Annotated in this window: 16 protein-coding genes; 10 read left to right on the top strand and 6 right to left on the bottom strand. The window is 72.3% G+C overall.

Annotated elements, in window-relative coordinates; all coding sequences use genetic code 11:
• The first annotated feature begins 177 nt into the window (after positions 1–177).
• Positions 178–1926, top strand: a complete 1749-nt coding sequence (locus tag WMF46_RS42025; RefSeq protein ID WP_437982375.1) for a trypsin-like serine protease — start codon at positions 178–180, stop codon at positions 1924–1926.
• Positions 1927–1964: 38 nt separating this feature from the next.
• On the opposite strand, the gene WMF46_RS42020 is transcribed toward WMF46_RS42025, so the two are convergent.
• From WMF46_RS42020 to WMF46_RS42010, 3 genes are all read right to left on the bottom strand, one after another.
• Positions 1965–3137 carry a UDP-N-acetylmuramate dehydrogenase gene (locus WMF46_RS42020; protein WP_437982374.1) on the bottom strand — a complete coding sequence of 391 codons (1173 nt, stop codon included), beginning with the start codon at positions 3135–3137 and terminating at the stop codon, positions 1965–1967.
• Complete coding sequence (locus WMF46_RS42015; RefSeq protein ID WP_437982373.1) at positions 3134–7234, bottom strand: hypothetical protein; 4101 nt, start codon at positions 7232–7234, stop codon at positions 3134–3136. Before WMF46_RS42015 ends, WMF46_RS42020 begins: the two co-directional genes overlap by 4 nt.
• Positions 7235–7372: 138 nt before the next feature.
• The gene (locus WMF46_RS42010) at positions 7373–8611 is read right to left on the bottom strand and encodes a PAS domain S-box protein (protein WP_437987998.1); all 1239 of its coding nucleotides are present in this window, start codon (positions 8609–8611) and stop codon (positions 7373–7375) included.
• A 278-nt stretch (positions 8612–8889) separates the two neighbouring features.
• Between WMF46_RS42010 and WMF46_RS42005 the strand changes: the two genes are divergently transcribed.
• The 5 genes from WMF46_RS42005 to WMF46_RS41985 are packed head-to-tail and all read left to right on the top strand — an operon-like array spanning position 8890 to position 11352.
• Positions 8890–9363, top strand: coding sequence for a macro domain-containing protein (locus WMF46_RS42005; protein ID WP_437982372.1), 474 nt, complete (start codon positions 8890–8892; stop codon positions 9361–9363).
• A 55-nt stretch (positions 9364–9418) separates the two neighbouring features.
• Positions 9419–9883, top strand: coding sequence for a GNAT family N-acetyltransferase (locus WMF46_RS42000; RefSeq protein WP_437982371.1), 465 nt, complete (start codon positions 9419–9421; stop codon positions 9881–9883).
• 13 nt (positions 9884–9896) lie between these two features.
• Positions 9897–10229 carry a MafI family immunity protein gene (locus tag WMF46_RS41995; protein WP_437982370.1) on the top strand — a complete coding sequence of 111 codons (333 nt, stop codon included), beginning with the start codon at positions 9897–9899 and terminating at the stop codon, positions 10227–10229.
• A gap of 51 nt (positions 10230–10280) precedes the next feature.
• On the top strand, positions 10281–10772 hold the full coding sequence (locus tag WMF46_RS41990) for an N-acetyltransferase family protein (protein WP_437982369.1): 492 nt from the start codon (positions 10281–10283) through the stop codon (positions 10770–10772).
• A gap of 22 nt (positions 10773–10794) precedes the next feature.
• A complete protein-coding gene (locus tag WMF46_RS41985) occupies positions 10795–11352 on the top strand; it encodes a flavin reductase family protein (protein WP_437546295.1) in 558 nt (185 codons plus the stop codon).
• Here WMF46_RS41985 and WMF46_RS41980 read toward each other — a convergent pair.
• A complete protein-coding gene (locus tag WMF46_RS41980; RefSeq protein ID WP_437982368.1) occupies positions 11333–12502 on the bottom strand; it encodes a DUF4419 domain-containing protein in 1170 nt (389 codons plus the stop codon). The genes WMF46_RS41985 and WMF46_RS41980 overlap by 20 nt on opposite strands.
• Positions 12503–12684: 182 nt before the next feature.
• Here WMF46_RS41980 and parA point away from each other — a divergent pair, with 182 nt between their 5' ends.
• The 3 genes from parA (at position 12685) to WMF46_RS41965 (ending at position 14566) form a co-directional block, all read left to right on the top strand.
• The gene (gene parA, locus WMF46_RS41975; RefSeq protein ID WP_437982367.1) at positions 12685–13407 is read left to right on the top strand and encodes a ParA family partition ATPase; all 723 of its coding nucleotides are present in this window, start codon (positions 12685–12687) and stop codon (positions 13405–13407) included.
• Positions 13358–14038, top strand: a complete 681-nt coding sequence (locus tag WMF46_RS41970; protein ID WP_437982366.1) for a hypothetical protein — start codon at positions 13358–13360, stop codon at positions 14036–14038. The genes parA and WMF46_RS41970 overlap by 50 nt, the downstream gene beginning before the upstream one ends.
• A 105-nt stretch (positions 14039–14143) precedes the next feature.
• Positions 14144–14566, top strand: coding sequence for a response regulator (locus WMF46_RS41965; RefSeq protein WP_272102242.1), 423 nt, complete (start codon positions 14144–14146; stop codon positions 14564–14566).
• A gap of 85 nt (positions 14567–14651) precedes the next feature.
• Here the strand turns inward: WMF46_RS41965 and WMF46_RS41960 are convergent, their stop codons facing one another.
• Complete coding sequence (locus WMF46_RS41960; protein WP_437982365.1) at positions 14652–17603, bottom strand: HEAT repeat domain-containing protein; 2952 nt, start codon at positions 17601–17603, stop codon at positions 14652–14654.
• A 200-nt stretch (positions 17604–17803) separates the two neighbouring features.
• The gene (locus WMF46_RS41955; protein ID WP_437982364.1) at positions 17804–18934 is read right to left on the bottom strand and encodes an alkene reductase; all 1131 of its coding nucleotides are present in this window, start codon (positions 18932–18934) and stop codon (positions 17804–17806) included.
• A gap of 142 nt (positions 18935–19076) precedes the next feature.
• Here WMF46_RS41955 and WMF46_RS41950 point away from each other — a divergent pair, with 142 nt between their 5' ends.
• Positions 19077–19481 carry a winged helix-turn-helix transcriptional regulator gene (locus WMF46_RS41950; RefSeq protein WP_437546281.1) on the top strand — a complete coding sequence of 135 codons (405 nt, stop codon included), beginning with the start codon at positions 19077–19079 and terminating at the stop codon, positions 19479–19481.
• Positions 19482–19516: the final 35 nt, after the last annotated feature.

The following is a 19516-nucleotide window of genomic DNA, read 5'->3' as shown; positions in this document are numbered from 1 at the left end:
TGCTGAAGGCTGCAGAGCTGAAGAGCTGAAGAGCGACGCGTTGCTGAAGAGGCCCGCTGAACGCCCTCCAACGACGGAGGGCGCGAGCGCGCGCCAGAGCAAGCGATGCGTGTCCCCTTCGCGCGCCACCACGGCGGGCGAAGCGAAAAGGAGGGTAGCAATATGACGATTGAACCGATGAATCAAAAGCATGTTCGTCGACGGCGCTGGCTGTGTCCCTTGCTGGCGATGCCGCTCGTCGCCTGCGCGGCCGACGCCGGCGGGGCGGGCGACTTCGAGGAGACCGCCCAGGTCGCATCGCCGATCGTCGACCCGACGCCGGCGGGGCCCGGCGATCTGCTCGCGATGGTGAAGGTGTCGAGCTCGCAGGGGAGCTGCTCGGGCATGGTCATCGCCGCGGACACGGTCCTCACCGCCGCGCATTGCTTCTGCGAGGACGGCTACGTCGGCGGCAACGGCTGCTCCACGGACGCGACGGTGACCTTTCGCCCCGACCCGGCGACCCCGGGCGCGCGCCCGCGCGTGCTGAGCGGCGTGGCCAAGATCCAGCCGGACTACAACCCGTCATGGACCGAGAGGCAGATCGAGCATGACGTCGCGGTCATCAAGCTGAACGGCGTCGCGCCGGCGCACGTGAAGCCCTTCGTCGTGGCCAGCGATTACCCCGCAGAGGGATCGCGGGTCACGATCGCCGGCTTCGGGCGCACGGGCGCCGATTGCAGCACCCCCTTCGGCACCCTGAACTTCGACGCCGCCAAGGTCGGCGGGTACGAGGACGGCCACGACATCCTGCGCTTCAACGACCAGGTCTTCTGTGGCGGCGACTCGGGCGGGGCCGTCTTGAACGTCGAGGCGAGCCGGCTCTACGCCGTCCACTCGATGCACACGTGGACGGCGACCCACGGCTGGGTCAGCAAGGGAGTCACGACGGGCTCCGAGTTCGACTGGATCAAGTCACACATGTGCCCGTCGTCACCCTCGAACCAGTGCAGCGGCGACGGCGACACGTGCTCCTGCTCGGCCAGCACCAGCTTGCTGTGGCGGCACACCAATGGCCAGGTCGCCATCTGGTTCATGGACGGCGGCGACATCGTCGGCGAGGCCTACCCCGGCGGCCAGGACCCGAGCCTCTCCTGGAAGATCCAGGGCTCCGGAGACTTCGACGGCGACGGCCAGAGCGACCTGCTCTGGCGACACACCCATGGTCAGGTCGCCATCTGGTTCATGAATGACGGCGCCGTCGTCGGTCAGGCCTACCCCGGCGGCCAGGACCCGAGCCTCTTCTGGAAGGTGGCTGGCGTCGGCGATTTCGACGGCGATGGGCGCTCGGACGTCCTGTGGCGCGACGCCAACGGCCAGCTCGCCATCTGGTTCAAGGGCGACGCCGCCCAGGCCGCCTACCCCGGCTACAACAACCAGCCGGCGCCGGTCGACAACGCGTGGAAGGTGCAGGGCGTCGGCGACTTCGACGGTGATGCGCGCTCGGACATCCTGTGGCGAAACACGAACGGCCAGGTCGCCATCTGGTTCATGTCGGGCGGGACGCGGGTGGGCGAGGCCAACCCCGGCGGCCAGGACCCGAGCCTCTTCTGGAAGGTGCAGGCCATCGGCGACTTCGACGGCAACCTGCGCTCGGACATCCTGTGGCGGGACGAAAGTGGCCAGCTCGCCATCTGGTTCGGCGGCGAGCTGGGCTTCGACTCGCCCTCGTACAACAACGCGCACGGGCCCGGCGACCTCGCATGGCAGGTGCAGGGCGTCGGCGACTTCGATCACGATCGTCGCGACGACATCGTCTGGCGGCACACGAACGGCCAGGTCGGCATCTGGCTGATGCATGGCGCGCACTTCGTCGGCGACCTGTACCCGCGCCAGGTCGACAGCGGCTGGGCGATCAAGGGCATGCTCCACGACGCCGGGCGGTGAGCTGTCGAGGAGGGGTCCTCGGTCGCCCGGGGCCCCTCTTACAGGTGGGCGCCGCTGACCAGATCGTCGATCTCGCCGGGCGCAAACCCCACCAGATCGGGCTCGGCCGAGAGCGCCACGCCGAACCGATCGAGCACGCCGCGCCGCACGCGCCGCGCCAGGCCGAGCAGCTCCTCCGCCGTGGCGCCGCCGCGGTTCACCAGCGCGAGCGTGTGGCGCGTCGAGATGCCCGCGGCGCCGTGGCGCGTCCCCTTCGCGAAGCCGGCGCGCTCGATCAGCCAGGCCGCGGACAGCTTCACCCGGCCGCCTTCCGCCGGATATTGCGGGATCGCCTCGCCGGGCGCGAGCACGCCCGCCGCCTCGATGCGCGCGATGACGGCCGCGGCGGCGCCGGGGGCGAGCGTCGGGTTCATGAAGAACGACCCCGCGCTCCGGCCGTTCTCGTCCGCCGGGTCGAGCACCATCGACTTGGCGCGGCGGAGCGCGATCACCGCGCTGCGCACCTCGCCGAGCGGCGGCGCGGCGCCCCCCGCCGGCGCGGCGAGCGCCCGCTGGAGCTCGGGGTAGCGCACCGTCGCGGCGCCCCCCGGGCGCAGCGCGAACGTGACGGCCGTGATGACGTACCGCCCGCGCCACGCGCGCTTGAACCGGCTGTCACGGTAGCCGAAGCCGCAGTCCGCGCCGGAAAGGACCGCGGCCGCCCCCGTCGCGCGATCGATCGCCCGGACCTCGACGATCGTCTCCGCGACCTCCTGGCCGTACGCGCCCACGTTCTGGATCGGCGTCGCGCCGACGTCGCCCGGGATGCCCGACAGGCACTCGACGCCCGCCCAGCCCTCGGCCACCGAGCGCGCCACGAGGTCGTCCCACGCCTCGCCCGCCCCCGCGCGCACGAGGGCGCGGCCGGCTTCTCCGCCGCCGCCGATCTCCCCGCCGCTGTCCTCCCCGCCGCCGTCCTCGCCGCGCCCGCGCAGCAGCTCGATCCCGCGGACGCGCACGCGCAGCACCAGCGCGTCGACGCCCCGGTCCGCGATCAGCAGGTTCGATCCGCCGCCCAGCACCAAGAGCGGCACGCCGCGGGCCTCGGCGAAGCGGAACGCCTCGACCACCGCGGCCTCATCGGCGGCCTCGGCGAAGTAGCGCGCCGGCCCGCCCACGCCGAGCGTCGTGAGCGGGGCCAGCGGGACCGACTCGCGGACGTCGAGGCTCACGGCTTCTTCTCCGGCGCCTGCGGCCGCGCCTCGCCGCGGACAGCGCCCGGCCCCTGCGCGCCGCCAGAGGGCCGCGCCGGCGCCGCCGGCCGCGCCACCCGGATGCCCGCCATGAAGCCGCTGTCGACCGCCTGCACCCGCTCGACGAACGCCTTGTACTCGTCGATCGACACCGTCCCCGTCGGCAAGCTCAGCGCGAAGTCCTCCTCGATCGCCGCGCCGTAGCTGCCCTTGCGCGACGCCGCGAGGCCCGCGTGCTCGACGCGCACGCCCTCGGGCGCGCGCGCGACCGCGTAGCCCTCGGGCAGCTCGATCCTGCGGCGCACGTGGTACTGGAGCGCGGTCTCGATCGCGAGCGCGCTCTTGCGCGCCCCCCGCGAGGCGTACGAGGCGCCGAGCGTGCTCGTGTACGCGCGCGGGAACACGAGGTGCACCGGCTCCAGCCCCGGCAGCGTCCACGCCGCGGCGTCCTTGCCCGCCGGCTGCGCGAAGCCGTGGATCGTCACGGTGGCGCGGAGCGCGACCTCCCACGAGCCCTCCGTCGACGAGACGACAACGTCCTCGACGTCGGCCCACGGGAGCCAGCCGAGCACGACGCCCCGGAGCATCTCGCGCCGCGCCGTGCCCACCACGGTCTCGAACGCCTCCGAGAGCGCCTGCGCCGCTCGCCCGTGCAGCAAAATCGTGAACGTTCCCGAGGCGTTACCTTGCGCGTCGACCGTCAGGCGCAGGTCGACCTCGTCGCCGGTCTCGCCGCTCGTCCCGGCCACGGTGACGAGCTCGCCGCTCGGCAGCATGGCGGCGCGGCCGCGCAGCTCGGGGCTGATGCGGCCGGGGGGCAGCGGCGGGCCCTCGACGTCGGCGTCGATCCACACGTCGCCGCCCGGAAGGCGGGCGATCACGAGCGGGTGGCGGAAGCGCCCCGCGTGGGGCGGGAAGTCCGCCGACGAGCTGAACGGCTCGGTCTCGGCGATCGCGAGATCGGCGCGCACGCCGAGCTCGCGCAGCGCGCGGTAGACGACCCACGATCGGCTGCCCTGGCCGAGCTCGATCATCGCGCGCGCCGTCGTGCGCTGCGGGCCGCCGCCGAGGAGCGCCGCCATGTCCGAGAGCTCGGCGCCGCCGGCGACCTTCACCGCCTTGCCCGCGGCCGCGACGACGCGCTCGAGCAGCGCGGGCGACGGCGTGCGGTCGGCGCCCGCGGCCTCCCGCGCCCAGCGGGTCATGGTGGGATCGCGGTCCTCGAGCGCGCGGATGTTCTCGTCGAGCGCCGCGGCCACGTGGCCCCAGGTCTGCGTCCCCAGGCTGACGCCGACGCCCATCTCCACGCGCGGCACGCCGTCCTCCATGCGCCGCGGCGGCTGGTCCTTGATGCGCCAGACGCTGACCGTGGAGGCGCCCTCGGCGCGCTGCTCCGCGGCGCCGAGCAGCGGGTGCGACCAGAGCGCGAGCGGGAGCGACGTCGGGCGGCTGACCTCGATCGTCGCCTCGCGGACGCTCGTGCGCTCGGGGAGCAGGTCCCACGTGTCGATGACAAGCTGGCCGCCGTCGCCCGGCAGCGCATGGCCCTCGGTGACCTGCTCGACGTAGTCTCCCTGCTCGAGCTGGGAGAGGTCGCTCTGGTCCTGCGCGGCGTTCGACGCCGCGTCGGGCGCGAGGATGCGGCCGTCGCGCTTGTGGATGCGGCGGCGCAGGAGGCGCGGCATGGCGCGGCCCTCGATGAGCGGGCCGTAGGTGGCCGCGCCCTGGGCCACGTCCGTGGTGCCGGAGACGCGGCGGAGGTCGTACGTGACGTAGTGGACGAGCCCGTCGGGCGAGATCGTGAACCGCTCGACGTGGCGGAGCACCGCGGTCGCGGCGCCGGGGAGGAACGCCTTCTGCTGGTCCTCCAGCACGAGCTTGCGGCCCTCGGCCTCGAGCGCCGGCGCCGGGTCCGGCGCGAGGCCGAGGGCGCGGGTGATGGGGCCGATCCCGGCGGGGGTGTCGCGCGCCGTCGTGCGGTCGCGGGCGAGGCGGCCCCGCACGGCGCGGGCGTCGCCGCGGCCGGCGGCGAGGCCGAGCGCCTCGAGCATCGTTCGCTGCCCCGGCGGCATGGCGTCGTACACGGCGAGCGCGCCGCGCAGGTCGCCGCGGGCGACGCGCTCGCGGAGCTCGACCTCGCGCAGGGCGTCCGGCGCGCGGCGGAGCCGGCGCAGCCGCTTGATCTCGGCGAGGACCGCGTCGCGGTCGCTCGCGTCGAGGAGCGCGCCGAGGCAGGCGGCGCTCGAGCGATCGAGCCCGCCCTCGCAGGCGGCCTTCACCGCGTCGACGCCGGCGCGGCCGTGGATGCGGTCGTCGACGACGGCGAGCAGCGTCGAGCCGGGCGCCGCCGCGGCGAGCTTCGCGTAGGCGGCCTCGGCGACGTCGGTGACGTTCGCGCGGCGGGCGGCCACCGCGAGCTCCGCGAGGACCATGCGATCGGCGTCGGCGACGGCGGGCGCGCTCGGTCCGGCCAGCCCGGGGGGCGCGACCCGGACGCCGAGCTCGCGGAGCGCGTCCATGGTGCCCTCGCCGCGGCCGCCGCGGCGCTCGGCGAGCTCCGCCTTGTAGAGGCGCGCCTCCCAGGACGCGGGCCACGCGGCGAGCACGCGATCGACGGCGGCGCGGATGCGCTCGACGACCTCGGCCTCGGGAAGGTCGCCCACGCGGCGGATGGCCCTCGCGTAGAGCAGATCGAGGCGCGGCGAGCGCGGAGCGGCGGTGGCCGGAGGCGGCGCGGCGGCCGGCGAGCGCTGCGTGGGGGTGGCCGGGGGCGGCGCGGCGGCCGGCGGGCGCGCGTCGCCCTGGTGGAGGCGGCCGTCGCCGTCCAGATCGAGGAGGTGCTCGGCCGCGCGCGCGTCGCCGAGCGCGAGCAGGGCCGCGGCCGCGACCTCGACGTTCGCCGCGCCGGGGCGCTGGCCGGCGGCGCCGCGCGACGCCGGGGCCGGCGCCAGGCTGACCGCGGCGGGGCGGGACGCGGACGCGGTCGCGGCGGCGCCGGGGCGCGGCGCGCGGGCGCGGAGCGGCAGGCCGTTCTCGCCCCACGCGGTGAGCTCGATGGCGTCGCCGTCGCCCTTCTGCGCCACGCGCACGACGACGCGCAGCGTCCCCGGCTGGGCCTCGACCGTCGCGAAGCGCGTGACCTGCGCGCCGCCGGCCGCGTAGTCGCGGTGGAGGGCGGGAACGCCGCCCACCTCGAGCACGGCGGCGGACGACGAGGCGAGCGCGAGGCTCACCCGCTGGGCGATCGGGTTGTGGAGGTCGACGACCACGGCGCGCGTCCCCTGGAGGGCGCTCACCGCGTCGATGTCGATGGCGCACGCGTCGGCGCGGACGACGATGGGCGAGGCGCTCTGCGCGAACGGCGCGAGCCCCGGGTAGGCCCTGGCGAGCGGCGCGCCCGGCGCGGAGCTCACGGGGGACGGCCGGGCGAGGCCGTGGAGGGGCGCCGCGTCGAGCGGGCCGACGAGGGCGGCCTCACCCGCGCAGCCGCGGCGCGCGCTCCAGGTCGCCGCCGCGGCCTCGTCGCCGACGAACAGGGCGATGCGGTGGAGGGCGCTCGCGAGCGCGCCGCGCACGAACGGCATCTCCGGCGCGCCGCGGCCGTCGACGTCCGCGAACGCCCAGGCGCGCTGGAGCCTGCGGGCGACCTCGGGGAGCGCCTCGCGCGAGCGGAAGGCGATGGCCGCGGCGTCGGGATCGGGGCCGCCCGCGGTGCCGGCGCCGAAGACGAGCGCGTCGAGCGACGCGATCACGGTGGCGAGGGCGCCGTCGTCGCTCGGCGCCTCGACGGCGCGGTCGAGGGCGTCGAGGTACGGCGCGGCCGCGGCGGAGCTCGTGATCTCGGCCTCGAGCGCGGCGGAGAACGCGGCGGGGAGCGGCGCGTCGGCGGGGAGCGGCGATGCGGCGCCCCGAGGGGCGCACGCGGCGGGCGCGGCGGCGGCGAGCGCGAGGGGGAGCGCCAGGGCGGCGCGGCGAGCGACGAGGAGGGGGCGGCGAGCGACGAGGGGGCGCTCGGCGAGGCGAGGGCTCCCGGGGCGCTGGCCGCCGCTCCTGGGGCTGCGGGGGTGGGTGGTCACGATCGGCGTCTCCACGGCGCCGCGCGCGCGGTGCCTGTCCGCCGTTCCTTACGGGCCTGGGATTGCCGACGCAAAGGTGAACTTCCGCAGGCCACCGCGATCTACCCGACCTCCGAGGCCCGCCTCGTGTCCTGGACCTCAGCGCCCGCCGCCCCCCGGGAGCCTCGGCGCTGCGCCCCCGGGGGCGCGCGGCGGTGCGCCGTTCGGCGCCGCGCCGCCCGCGGCCACGCGCTGCATGCAGAGCTTCAGGCCCGCGCGGAGGTTTCCGACGGTCGCGATGCCCGACAGATCGAGCCCGAGGGAGACCATCGTCTGCGCCACGTTGGGCCGGATGCCCGTGATGACCCCCTCGGCGCCCAGGAGCCGGATGGCGCGGATGAGCTCGATGAGATAACTCGCTGTCTGCGTGTCGACGACCTCGACGCCGGTGAGGTCCAGGATCGCGAAGCGGGCCCGCTTGTCCACGATGGCGGCCAGGAGGTCGTCCATCACGTCGGCGGCCCTCCTGCTGTCGACGACGCCCACCATGGGGAGGGTCAGCACGCTGTCCCAGACCTCGATGATGGGCGTCGACAGATCGCGGATCACCTGTTGCTGGCGCTCGATGAGGTCGAGCCGCGCCTTCAGCTCGTCTTCCCTGAGCTTCGCCTCCGTGGCGTCTTGCGTGAAGCTGACCGCGCCGTTGCGCTCCCCGCGCTCGTCGGTCAGCGGGACGAGCCACGTCTCCCAGGCCATCCCGAACGCCTCGACGCGGGTGCGGACGAACTCGCCCCGGACCGCCCTTCGCATCGGCTCCATGTCCATCGGCGCGGGAGGCTCGTCGAACACGTTCATTCCGACGAACTGGCCGGGCCTGAGGCCGAGAGACGGGAGCGTCTTGCCCTCGTGGAAGGTGCAGACTCCCTCCCGATCCATCCGGGTCACGGCCGTGTCCACGGTGCCGAGGATGGCCCGGAGGATCATGTCGCCCTCCTTGAACTTCTCGACAGCCTCGACCTGCTCCGTGACATCCTGCCCGAAGCAGAGCAGCCGAATCGGCTCGCCGCCGTCGTCGAGCACGGGCGCAACCCGCCACTCGCACACGACGGCGCGCCCGTCCTTGCGGGCGTGGGTGTAGCGGAGCGGGGCGCTCTCCTGCCCGAGCGAACGCCCGAAGGTCCTGGCGTCCGGCTCGCTCACGATCGTGTCCGCGAGGCGGCGGCCCACCGCTTCGTCAGCGGTATATCCAAAGATGCGTTCTGCCTCGGCGTTCCACTCGGCGACCACGAGATCGTCGAGCTTCCCGGCGCACTCGATCACCGCGAAAGGCGCGCTGCGGACAGCCCTCATGTAGCTCGCGGCGAGGCCCGGGGAACCGGGAGCGGTCACGGTGCTCATCATCTTTCGTCCAAGGTAAACGGGGCCGGCGGTCGGTGTCGAGGACGAGCGACGGGAGGCCGGCAGGGAGGACGAGGGGTAAGCCGAGTTTGTGAGATGAACTTCGTCGGGCCGCCCTGCGGGGTCGAGCCATTCGAGGCAAGGCCCCTTTCCATCGGATGAGGTCGGGGACGAGGAGCCGCCCCACGTCCATCCATCCGTCCTCCTCGCGAACCCAGCCTGGCGTGCTCATCCGTGAACGGTTACGTTCAACAGGACGAGGAGGCGCTGCGTCGACGATGAGACCGATCGACTACCGCACGGGGGATGCGACCGATCCCGTCGGAGAGGGGGCGAGGATCATCTGCCACGTCTGCAACGACATCGGCGGCTGGGGGCGTGGGTTCGTGGTCGCGCTCTCGAAGAAGTGGCCCGAACCCGAGGCACAGTACCGCGCCTGGCATGCCAGGGGTGAAGCCGCTGGATTCAAGCTTGGCGAAATACAGATTGTGAGCGTGAAAGGCGATCTCTCGGTCGCGAACATGATCGCCCAGCACGGCGTGCGCTCGCAGCATGGCGTTCCCCCGATCCGGTATGCTGCGCTTGAGCGATGTCTCGCCACGCTCGCCGAGCACGCGCAGCGCGTCAGCGCATCGATCCATATGCCAAGAATCGGTTGCGGCCTGGCGGGTGGGGAGTGGCCAGAGGTCGAGTCGATTCTCCAGAGAACGCTCTGTGCTGCCGGACTATCCGTGCACGTTTACGACCTCTGATGCGGGGGACGACGCCAGGCAGATGAAGCTCATACGTGCAGAAGATCGTCATGTCATGGCGATCGAGAAATGGTTCCCCGATCGACGAAGCTGCCAGATCTGGGGTGGTCCGCAGTTCAGATTCCCGTTCACGGACAGCACCTTCCTGGAGGACACGCGGAGCGGTGTGCTGCCCTCCTATGTGCTGCTCGGAGCTGATGACCATCTCCTCGGTTTTGGCCAGTATTACCTGAGGGCCGGTCGCTGTCATCTCGGACGGCTCGTTATATCGCCCGAGCACCGGGGTGCGGGGCTGGGCCGGTGGCTCGTCGGCGGCCTGGTCGAGCTTGGTGTTCAGGAGCTGGGTGTCGGCGAATGCTCCTTGTTCGTCGTTGCGGACAACACGCCTGCAATGCGGCTGTACCGGAGGCTGGGCTTCGTGGAAAGCCAGTACCCGGCAGATGATCCAAGCGTCACCTCCTTGGTGTACATGGTGGTGGTCGCGACCAGACTGGCAGATCTGCGCCTGTGTGCCCCATAAGGCGCTGCGAGAGATGGCTATTTATCGAGATCGTCGACTTGTGACGAAACAAGAGATCCAAGCCTTGTGCGCTGTCGCGCTCGAGTCCTTCAAGGACGTGCTCCCCCCAGAGCGCTTCCGCGATGCGCACGACTGGGTTCACCGCTACGGGGAGTGGGGGCTCGCCATGGAGCACGTCATCGACTGGGTCGGCGACCTCGATCTCCCGGTCGACCAAGCGCAGTTTGACGTCATCGAGCGCGCCATGGCCGCGATGGGATGGGGTGAGAGCTCAAGGATGAAGTGGCTCCGTGAATATTTCGCGTCGCTCAGATCGGGGAATTCTCGTGAGGGTGAGTCCGCGTGAAGCTTTACAAGCGCCATGCTCGTGCATGGCGCCGTACAGGAGGAAAGCCAAATGACTGAGCTCCATTTCCGCCGTGCCCATCCCGAGGACGCGGCCCGCCTTCAGGACATCCGGCGCGCGGCCTTTGCGCCCGTGTTCGCTTCGTTCCGCTCGATCCTCGGCGACGAGCTCTACGAGCTGGCGCAGCGGCGAGACGACGAGGCGCAGGAGGGGCTGCTGACGTCGCTCATGGCGGCCGACTCGGGCTGGGAGCTGTACGTGGCGCAATCCGGCGACGAGGTCGTCGGCTTCGTGGCGCTTCGGCTCGCTCCGGAGACGCTTGTCGGGGAGATCGGCCTCAATGCCGTCGACCCCGCGCAGGCCGGCAAGGGGATCGGCACCGCGATGTACGAGTTCGCGGCGGCGCGCCTGAAGCAGGCCGGGATGAAGGTCGCCACCGTCGGCACCAGCGGCGATCCGAGCCACGCTCCGGCGCGACGCGCGTACCGGAAGGCGGGGTTCGACATCGAAATCCCCAGCGTGTGGATGTACCGCAAGCTCTGATCTAACCAGCACGGGTGATCGCATGAAGACCTACAAGAAGGCTGATTTTCCGGTCGCGAACGTCAGGCGCTTCCTGGAGCCGGGTCCTGTGGTGCTGGTGAGCTCTGCGCACAAGGGCCGGCGGAACATCATGACGATGGGCTGGCACATGGTGATGATGCAGGAGCCGTCCCTCGTGGGGTGCTTCCTCTGGGACCAGAACGATAGCCATGAGATGGTGCGGCGCAGCAAGGAGTGCGTGATCAACGTGCCCACGGTCGATCTCGTGCGCGCCGTCATCGGGATAGGGAACAGCCACGGATCCGAGGTCGACAAGTTCGAGCAGTTCGGGCTCACCGCCGTCGAGGCGACGAAGGTCGGCGCGCCCCTCATCGCCGAGTGTTATGCGAGCTTCGAGTGCAAGCTGGTCGACACGAGCGCCGTCAAGCGCCTCAGCCTGTTCGTCTTCGAGGTGGTGAAGGCGCACGTCGCGACGTCGCCGCGCTATCCGACGACCGTCCACTACCGCGGCGACGGGGTGTTCATGGTGTCCGGTCGCAACGTGAGCTACCGGAGGCTCTTCAAGCCAGAGAACCTGTAGCCGGGGCGCTCGATCCGCCGTCGTCGTGGACGATCGCCCAGCCGAACTCGGGTGCGAGCGCGCCGGTCGCGGCTTCCTGCGTGACGCCGAAGAGCCCTGCGACGAAGCGCAACGGGTGATCCGTGCCGTCGCGCACATCGACGAACCTGACGGGGGCGCTGGAGATCGAGCTCGGGATCTGCAGAAGGCTCGGTCCCTCGGGGTTGAAACTCCAGTCCGTGCGCTTCTCCGCGGCGCGCAGCGCCTGCTCCCACCGGCCGAGATACGGGTTCGGCACAACGCGCTCGCCGTTCCGATCGAACGTCTTGAGGTACGGAAAGAGGACGAGGATCCAGCCGGTCAGCTCGCTCGGCCCGGAGCCGCTCTGGTAGCGGAAGAACGAGCGCCAGAAGCCTGGGTCGACGTGCCCCTCGGCGGTGCGGACGACCTCGTCGAGCACCGGGAGGAGCGCGTCGGTCCAGGCCTCCAGGCCGAATTCGGACAGCATCGCGGCGCGCCGGCGAACGCTCTTCCAGTCGTCGACGCTGCCGAGCAGCGTGACCGAGGGGATGCCGCAACCAGCCAGCATCTCGTACTCGAAGTAAGGCTGGAACGCGTCCATGAGCACGACCTCCGAGGCGGCGCGCTCCACGGCGCCGGTCGTCGAGAAGTCGGCCACGATCAGGTCGCGCAGGCGGCCGATATGCGCGGCGATCTGGTCCGAGAATGCCGTGAACGCCTCGGGCCATGGATTGGGCTGGCCCAGGAAGAAGTCGGGCCGAACGACGACGAGCTTCTTCTTCCCCTGATGACGGACGAACCGCCCGCGCAGCGCTTCGGCGTTCAGCGCGACATGGTGGGCGAACCCCTGCGCGAGGCAGAGCCACACGGCATCCGGCGACAGAACCAGCGGGTGGTGAAGGTAAAATGCGTCGTGCGCCGCCTGCGCGAGCGCGTTGGCATCGGTCGCGGAGACCAGCGGCGCGTCGCTCGACGAGAACGCCTCGATGCGCGCCAAAGGAGGCCGCGGCTTGCCCCAGGGCATTCGCCGCTGCTCCGGCGCGGCGCGCTCACCCCCGCCGAGCAGGCTCGGGATGGCCTTGGCGCGATCGAGCACCTGCATGAGCTGCTGCGGCCGCTCGACCTCGGACACGGCGAAGGTGATTGACATCGATGCATCCTACCCTGCCCATCGACGACACCTCCACGTCGAGACGCTCCCGCCGGATAGAGAGCTGAACAACCTCCTGCGATGTGCCGGCCAACCCGTCGACAGCACCGAGAAATCAACGTCCTCGTCGGGAATTCCCCTCAGGACGGCTCGGTAGAAGCCCTGTCCGCGCTTGCAAGAAAGTGGACCGCCCGGCGAAGGTTCTGCTAGGGGGGTCTATCATGATCATCGCGCTCACCGGACAGAAAGGTGGGATCGGCAAGAGCACCACGGCCGTGAGCCTCGCCGTGGCCGCGCTGGCGAGCGGCCGGCGTGTGCTGCTCGTCGACGCCGATCCCCAGGGGACCGTCCGCACGTGGGGCGACGTGGCCGCCGAGGCGGGGCACGATACGCCGACCGTCATGGCCATGGGCGCCTCGATGCACAAGCCGGGACAGCTGCCGGAAGTCGCCGCCGCGTACGACCTCACCGTCATCGATTGCCCGCCGCGCCACGGAGAGATCGCGCGATCGGCGCTGATGGTCGCCGACATCGCCGTCTACCCCTGCGGCCCCACGGCCGCGGACGCCTGGGCCCTCACCGCCGCGATCGAGGTGTTCCGCGAGGCCTCCGCGCTGCGGAGCGCGCTCAAGGGCTGCATCCTCATCACGCGCAAGCAAGGCCGCACGGCGCTCGGCAAATCGGCGCGCGCGGTGCTCGAGACGTCGGGCTTGCCGGTGCTCTCCACGGAGCTCGGCTATCGCATCGCCTACCAGGAGTCCCTCGCCTGCGGGCAAGGGGTGACGGGCTACGCACCGCGGGACGCCGCGGCCAGAGAGATCACCCACCTTCTCGAAGAACTGGAGAAGCTTCACCATGGCCAAAAAGCAAGTCGCGGTCTCGCTACGAAAGCCGCCGTCGCCTGAGAAGGCCGACGCGTTCGTCGCAGGCGGCGAAGGCGGCAAAGCGGCAGACGACGTCGTGAGGTCGAAGCCCGCCGCCCATCAGCGCGCGCACGACGGCGAGAAGCCCGTCGAGGCGCGGCAGGAGCGCGCGCAGGAGGCGCCGCAGGAGCCAGCACCGGAGGCGCGGCCAGGCGCAGAGCCGCTCGCGGCGACGGCGCCGCAGGCAGCCAGCGCCGCCGCCGGGCCCCAGGCCGCCGCCGGGCCCCAGGCGCTCGCCACCACCTCGGAGCCGCACGCCGGCCCGCCGGTGCTCCTCGGGAACGACGGCCGCTCCCGGCGCGCGGTCACCGTCTACCTGCCCGATCCGCTCGCGGATCGGCTGCTGCTCCATTGCATCGAAAACGATCGCGACATGAGCAACCTGGTCGGCGAGGCGGTCGAGGTCCACCTCGACAAGCGCCTCGGGCCGGCGTCCGTCTCCGCGGCTCCGGCTGAGGCCGCCGCTCCTCGCGAGGCGCCGCCCCCGAGCGCGAGCTACCGCACCGAACCGTTCCGTCCTGCGGACACCGGGCCGAAAGGGCGGGTCGGCCGCGTGGTCCAGGTCGGACGGGTGCTGATGACGCTCTGGCGTCAGCGGCCCCGGGCGAGCTGACCGACCAGCGCGCATCGACTCCGCCCCTATCGCACCTGACTGGCGCGGCCGCCTCGCAGGGAGTTGACGTTCACGTCCATCTCGCCAATGAGAACCTAGGAGACAATGGACGTCGAAGAAAAACTCTTGAACATCCTCCTCGTCGAAGACGACGACGTCGACGTGATGAATGTCCGCCGGGCGTTCAAGCGGAACAACATCTCGAATCCCCTCTGGGTCGCCGGGAACGGCGTCGAGGCCCTCGAGATGCTGCGCAGCGGTGTCGTCCCGGTCGAACGACGGCTCATCCTGCTCGACCTGAACATGCCGAAGATGAACGGGATCGAGTTCCTGCGCGAGCTACGGGCCGATCCAGAGCTCGGGGCCACGTCGGTCGTCGTGTTGACCACATCGAACGACGACCGCGACAAGGTGGGCGCCTATAACCTCAACGTGGCTGGCTATCTCCTCAAGCCGGTCACGTTCCTCAGCTTCGTCGAGCTCATGGCGGCGCTCAACAAGTACTGGAGACTTGTGGAGCTACCGTAGCGAAACACATCGGCTTTCCGGTCCTCGTCGTGGCGAGGGGCGCCCCGCGCGGCGCGCGCACTCACGCTCTCCGGGAGACACCGCGCTACTTGCTGCGCTTGACGACGCCGAGCGCCTTCTGCGCCGCCTTGACGGCCGCCTGCGCCTCCTTGCCGGGGGCGCTCGAGAGCGCCGAGATGAGCGCCGCCGCGACCTCGCGCCGGCTGTGCGCGTGCACGTCCGCGAGCTTGAGGTAGAGCGGCGCCTTGTCGGCGAGATCGGCGTCGCCGCGCCGCGCCTCGATCCGCTCGACGAGGCAGGCCGCCACCGCGGTGTCGTCCATCTTCTTCAGCGCGTCGAGCGCCGCCGCGCGCTTCGCGAGCTCCGGCCGCGCCTCGATGAGGTCCACGAGCGGCGTGAGCGCCACGGGGCCGAACGCGCGGATCGCGTCCGCCACGATGCCGGGCTTGTATCCGTCGGCGTAGGCCGAGAGCAGCTCGCTCAGCCCGCGGACGTCGCCGAGGAAGCCGAGCGCGTACGCGGCGATCTTCGCCTCCCGCTCGTCCACGCCGCGGCTCGCCAGCATCCGCACGAAGGTCTCGACCATCTCGACGTCGCCGAGCTGCGCGAGCGCGTAGGCGGCCTCCTCGCGCACGTCGCGGGAGGCGTCCGCGTAGAACGCGCGGCGGAACGCCGGCAGCGCGGCGAGATCGCCGAGCTCGGAGAGCGCCTTCAGCGCCTCGAGCCGCTCCTCCTTGGTCGGCGCGGCGCCCAGCGTCTTCGCGAGCTCGTGCACGCGCCCGAGCCGCGCGGCGCGCCGGGCGCGCACCGCGTCGTTCCCCGGCCCGCCCGACGGCGCCGCATCGATCACGTCGAGCGCGTCGCGGGCGAGCGCCCGCAGGCCGGCGTCCTTCGCGTGCTCCGCGACCTTGCCGAGCATCGCCGTGGCCTCGGCGCGGGCCGGGCCGCCGTGCAGCACGACCGCCTGCAGCACCCGCACCGCCGTCAGCTTCGCCACGCGGCCCGCCTTCACCGTGAGCGCCTTCTCCGCGGCGGCGATCGCCTCGGCCCCGAGCGGCGCGAACGTCCTCGCGATGGTCGGCGTCGCGGTGCCGTCCGCCCAGATCGGGAAGATGTTCGCCACGAGCTCGCTCGCCGGCAGCGACGCGTAGTAGCGCGCGTGGTGGACCGCGGCGACGTAGCGGTTCATCGCGCCCGCCGCGCGCCGCCGGGCCACCTCGTCCGGGGAGAGCGTCTCGTCGGGCCGCGCCACCGCGACGCTCTCGTAGGTCGGCACGCGCTCGGTCGAGGCGCGGTCGATCTGCGTCGCGCCGGCCAGGCGGACGAGCGCCATCTCGAGCACCTGGTAGAGCTTGATGAAGTCGTCGAGCCGATCGGCCGGCTCGGGCCGCTGCGGCAGCGCCTGGAGCAGCGCGGCCTGCTTCTCGAGGCGGAGGTCGCGCAGCCGCGCGGCCAGCGGATCGGTCGCGCGCGCGCTGAGCCCTGTCAGGCCCGTGACGAGCGCCTCGGCGAGCTCCTCGCGGACCTCGCCGAGCGCGATGGCCGCGGGCGACGCGCCCGCCTCGCGGGCGGCGGCGTTCCACGCGGAGCCCTCTAGCGGCCCGCCACGCGCCGCGCTCCCCTGCCCGGCGCCCTGATCGAGGACAGGGCGCAGCTCCAGGCCGAGCGGCCCCTCGACGACGGCGGCGAGCGGCCACAGCGTGGGCAGCGCTGCGTCGATGCCGATGTCCCCGAGCAGCGCGCGGAGCCGCGCGTCGCGGAGCGAGCCGGCGAGCCGCTCCTCGAGCGCCGGGTCGTCGGGCAGGTGGAGCGCCTCCCCCTTGTCGTCGACCGCCGCGAGCCGCGCGCCGCGCGCGAAGAGCGTGTCGGTGAGCACCGCCACGGGCACGAGGTCGGGCGCGAAGACGTCCTTGCGGTGCTCCTGGAGCGCCGCGAGCGCCGCGCCGACGTCGGGCAGCGCCCGCGCGAGCACGGCCTCGAGGGCGCCGGCGTCGAGCGGGCGCTTGTCGCCGAGATCGCTGAAGTCGACGCGGAGCGGCGGGTAGCCCGGGTAGGTCGTCGCCCGCGCCCCGGCGAGCACCTCGCCGGCGAAGCTTCGCTTCGGGTCGGTCCGCTTCGCCAGGAACACGGGGAGGATCTGCTTCTCGCTGAAGTGGCGGCCCGACTCGAGGTCGATGAAGCGGCTCTCCCGGATGACGAAATCGTCGCTCGTCGTACGCGTCGAGAAGGCGTACTCGATGAGCGTGAGGCCCTCCGCGGGCTTCCTGTCGGACGCCTTCCACGTCTTGCCGACGAGCTCCTCGACGTGGCGGTCGTCGAGCGGCTCGCCCGCGAGGTGCTTCTCGAGCTTGCGGGCGGTGAGCAGGAGATCGGCCATCACGTTCGCGTAGGCGACCGCCGACAGCGCGCCGCGGGGAGCGCCCCGGGCCTGCCGGCCCCCCGCGGCCTGCCCGCGGAGCAGCGCGGCGAGGTCGAGCGTGCGCGCCGAGAGGCGCCGGAGGCGGTTCTCCCGGAGCGCCTCGGCGAGCTTCTCCATCTGCTCGATGCGGTCGCCCCCGATCGTCGCGACGCCGGACACGCCGAGCTCGCGCACGAGCGTGCCGACCTGCTCGACCCCGGACTTCATCATGGCCTGCGCGTTCGCGCTGCCCTTCTTCACGCTCTTGCGCGCGGTGTCGCCGCCCGGCGCGCCGGGCGGCGGCGCCTCGCTCACGGCGAACGACTCGGGCGCGCGCGCCCACGCGACGAGCAGCGCCGCCGCGTGCTTGCAGAACGCGGTGTTGAAGGTCCGCGCCGGGCAGGAGCAGCGCCCCTTGAACGCGGGCGCCGGCGCGTCGCTGTAGACGAGCGACACCTTGTAAGGCGAGGCCCCCGAGCCCTTGGCGTCGCAGAACAGCTTGTTCTCGTAGCGCGCGAGGTTCAGGAGCTGCCCGCCGTCGTAGAGCAGCGTGCCCTTCTTGAGCTCTCCCGCGTCCTGGATGAACGCCCGGAGCTCGCCGGCCCCGATGCGCTTCACGTCGCCCGGGGCCGCGCTCACGGCGCCTCCGCGGGCGAGCGCGCCGGGCGCGGCGCCGTGGGGATCTCGTCGTTCGGGAGCAGCGGATGGGCGGCCGGCATCGGCCTGGAAGGCTATCACGGGCGATGGCGCGGGAGCTCTTTGCTGCCTCCGCCCGCCTCCGCCGGATCAGGCCATCGGATCGTGGGATCAGGCCCTCGGGCCCTCAGGCCGTCAGGCCGTCAGGCCAGCTGTGCGCCGGCGCTGACGCGCCCCACCGCGGCCTCGCCGAGGCGCGGGTAGTCGATGTAGCCGCGCGGGCCCTCGGAGTAGAAGGTCGCGACGTCGGGCGCGTTGAGCGGCGCGCGGCGCGACAGGCGCTCCGGAAGATCGGGGTTGGCCAGGAAGGGCGCGCCGAAGGAGACGAGATCCGCCGCGCCGGTCCGCAGCGCTTCCTCCGCGGTCTCGAGCGTGTAGCCGCCGTTCACGACGAGGGCGCCGCGGAACCGATCGCGGAGGAGGGGCGTCACCCGCGCCGCGGCGTCGAGCGCCTGCCCCGAGAGCGGCTCCACGACGTGCAGGTAGACGACCTTGCGCGCCGAGAGCTCGGCGGCGACGTGGCCGAAGATCGCCCTCGGATCGGAGTCGCTCATGTCGTTGAACTCGCCCAGCGGCGAGACCCGCACGCCGACCCGGTCGGCGCCGAACACCCCCGTCACGGCCTCGGTGATCTCGAGCAGGAACCGCGCCCGGTTCTCGACCGAGCCGCCGTACCGATCCGTCCTCTGGTTCACGCCGTTCCGGAGGAACTGGTCGATGAGGTAGCCGTTCGCCGCGTGGATCTCGACTCCATCGAAGCCGGCGGCCTTGGCCCGGCGCGCGCCGTCCTCGAACTGCGCGACCACGCCGGCGATCTCGCCCGTCTCCAGGGCGCGCGGGGCGGCGTACGGCTGCGGGCCCTCGGGCGTGTGCGCGTGGCCGTTGCGGATGGCGACGGCCGAGGACGAGACGGGCGCCTGCCGGTTCGGCTGGAACGAGGGGTGCGACGCCCGCCCGACGTGCCATAGCTGAAGGAAGCCGCGCCCCCCCGCCCGGTGGATCGCGTCCGTCACGAGCCGCCACCCGGCGACCTGCGCGTCCGTGTGGATGCCGGGTGTGCGGAGATATCCCACGCCCTCCGGGGTGACCTGCGTCCCCTCGGTGATGATGATGCCCGCAGAGGAGCGCTGCTCGTAGTACCGCGCGTTGAGCTCGGTCGGCACGTTGCCCTCTCCCGCGCGGCAGCGCGTCAGCGGCGCCATCACGAGGCGGTTCGGCAGCGAGAGGGGGCCGAGCGCGAAGGGGCTGAAGAGCAGGTCTTTGGCGGTGGTCACGATCGATGCTCCTTGCAAAGAAGATGTAGCTTCCGAAAGGGAAGTGGCATCCGTTCGGCGAGCATCATGAATCTGCACTGCACGATGTCAAGTCACTTCCCTTTTGGAAGTGGATAGGTCATTCTGGTGTCTGGGACGACACATGAAGCACGCGTGCCAGCACCTCTGCGAGAAGTTTCAGGTCGCGATGGACGTGCTCGCGAAGCCCTGGAACGGGCTCATCATTGCGACGCTCGAGGAGGGGGCGCTGCGCTTCGGCGAGATCGGCGAGCGGCTCGACGCGATCAGCGATCGGATGCTCTCCAGCCGGCTGAAGGAGCTCGAGGCGCTGGGCCTCGTGGTGCGGCGCGTCCTGCCGGGGCCCCCCGTGCGCGTGGAGTACGAGCTGACCGACGCCGGACGGGGATTCGGCGAGGTGGCGCAGGCGATCTCGCGGTGGGGAGAGCGGCTCGCGGTGAGCGCGGCGCGCGGCGGGGGGGCGAAGCGCGCCGCACGGGCGGCACGGGCCGCGCCGGCGGCGAAGCGCGCGCGGGCGTCATCCACGTAGCGTCCACGTAGCATCCACGCAGGTCGCGTGACGGA

The organism is Sorangium sp. So ce117 (assembly GCF_051524395.1).
Taxonomy (GTDB): Bacteria; Myxococcota_A; Polyangia; order Polyangiales; family Polyangiaceae; genus Sorangium; species Sorangium cellulosum_B.
This window is presented reverse-complemented; position numbering and strand designations above follow the sequence as displayed.

Bases quoted from the DNA above. Each gene is read 5' to 3' on its own strand.
- WMF46_RS41990 (WP_437982369.1), top strand. From the start codon at position 10,281: ATGACTGAGCTCCATTTCCGCCGTGCCCATCCCGAGGACGCGGCCCGC.
- WMF46_RS41985 (WP_437546295.1), top strand. From the start codon at position 10,795: ATGAAGACCTACAAGAAGGCTGATTTTCCGGTCGCGAACGTCAGGCGC.
- WMF46_RS42025 (WP_437982375.1), top strand. From the start codon at position 178: ATGAATCAAAAGCATGTTCGTCGACGGCGCTGGCTGTGTCCCTTGCTG.
- WMF46_RS41965 (WP_272102242.1), top strand. From the start codon at position 14,144: ATGGACGTCGAAGAAAAACTCTTGAACATCCTCCTCGTCGAAGACGAC.
- WMF46_RS41995 (WP_437982370.1), top strand. From the start codon at position 9,897: ATGGCTATTTATCGAGATCGTCGACTTGTGACGAAACAAGAGATCCAA.
- WMF46_RS42000 (WP_437982371.1), top strand. From the start codon at position 9,419: ATGGCGATCGAGAAATGGTTCCCCGATCGACGAAGCTGCCAGATCTGG.
- WMF46_RS42005 (WP_437982372.1), top strand. From the start codon at position 8,890: ATGAGACCGATCGACTACCGCACGGGGGATGCGACCGATCCCGTCGGA.
- WMF46_RS41970 (WP_437982366.1), top strand. From the start codon at position 13,358: ATGGCCAAAAAGCAAGTCGCGGTCTCGCTACGAAAGCCGCCGTCGCCT.
- WMF46_RS42010 (WP_437987998.1), bottom strand. From the start codon at position 8,611: ATGAGCACCGTGACCGCTCCCGGTTCCCCGGGCCTCGCCGCGAGCTAC.
- WMF46_RS41980 (WP_437982368.1), bottom strand. From the start codon at position 12,502: ATGTCAATCACCTTCGCCGTGTCCGAGGTCGAGCGGCCGCAGCAGCTC.
- WMF46_RS41950 (WP_437546281.1), top strand. From the start codon at position 19,077: ATGAAGCACGCGTGCCAGCACCTCTGCGAGAAGTTTCAGGTCGCGATG.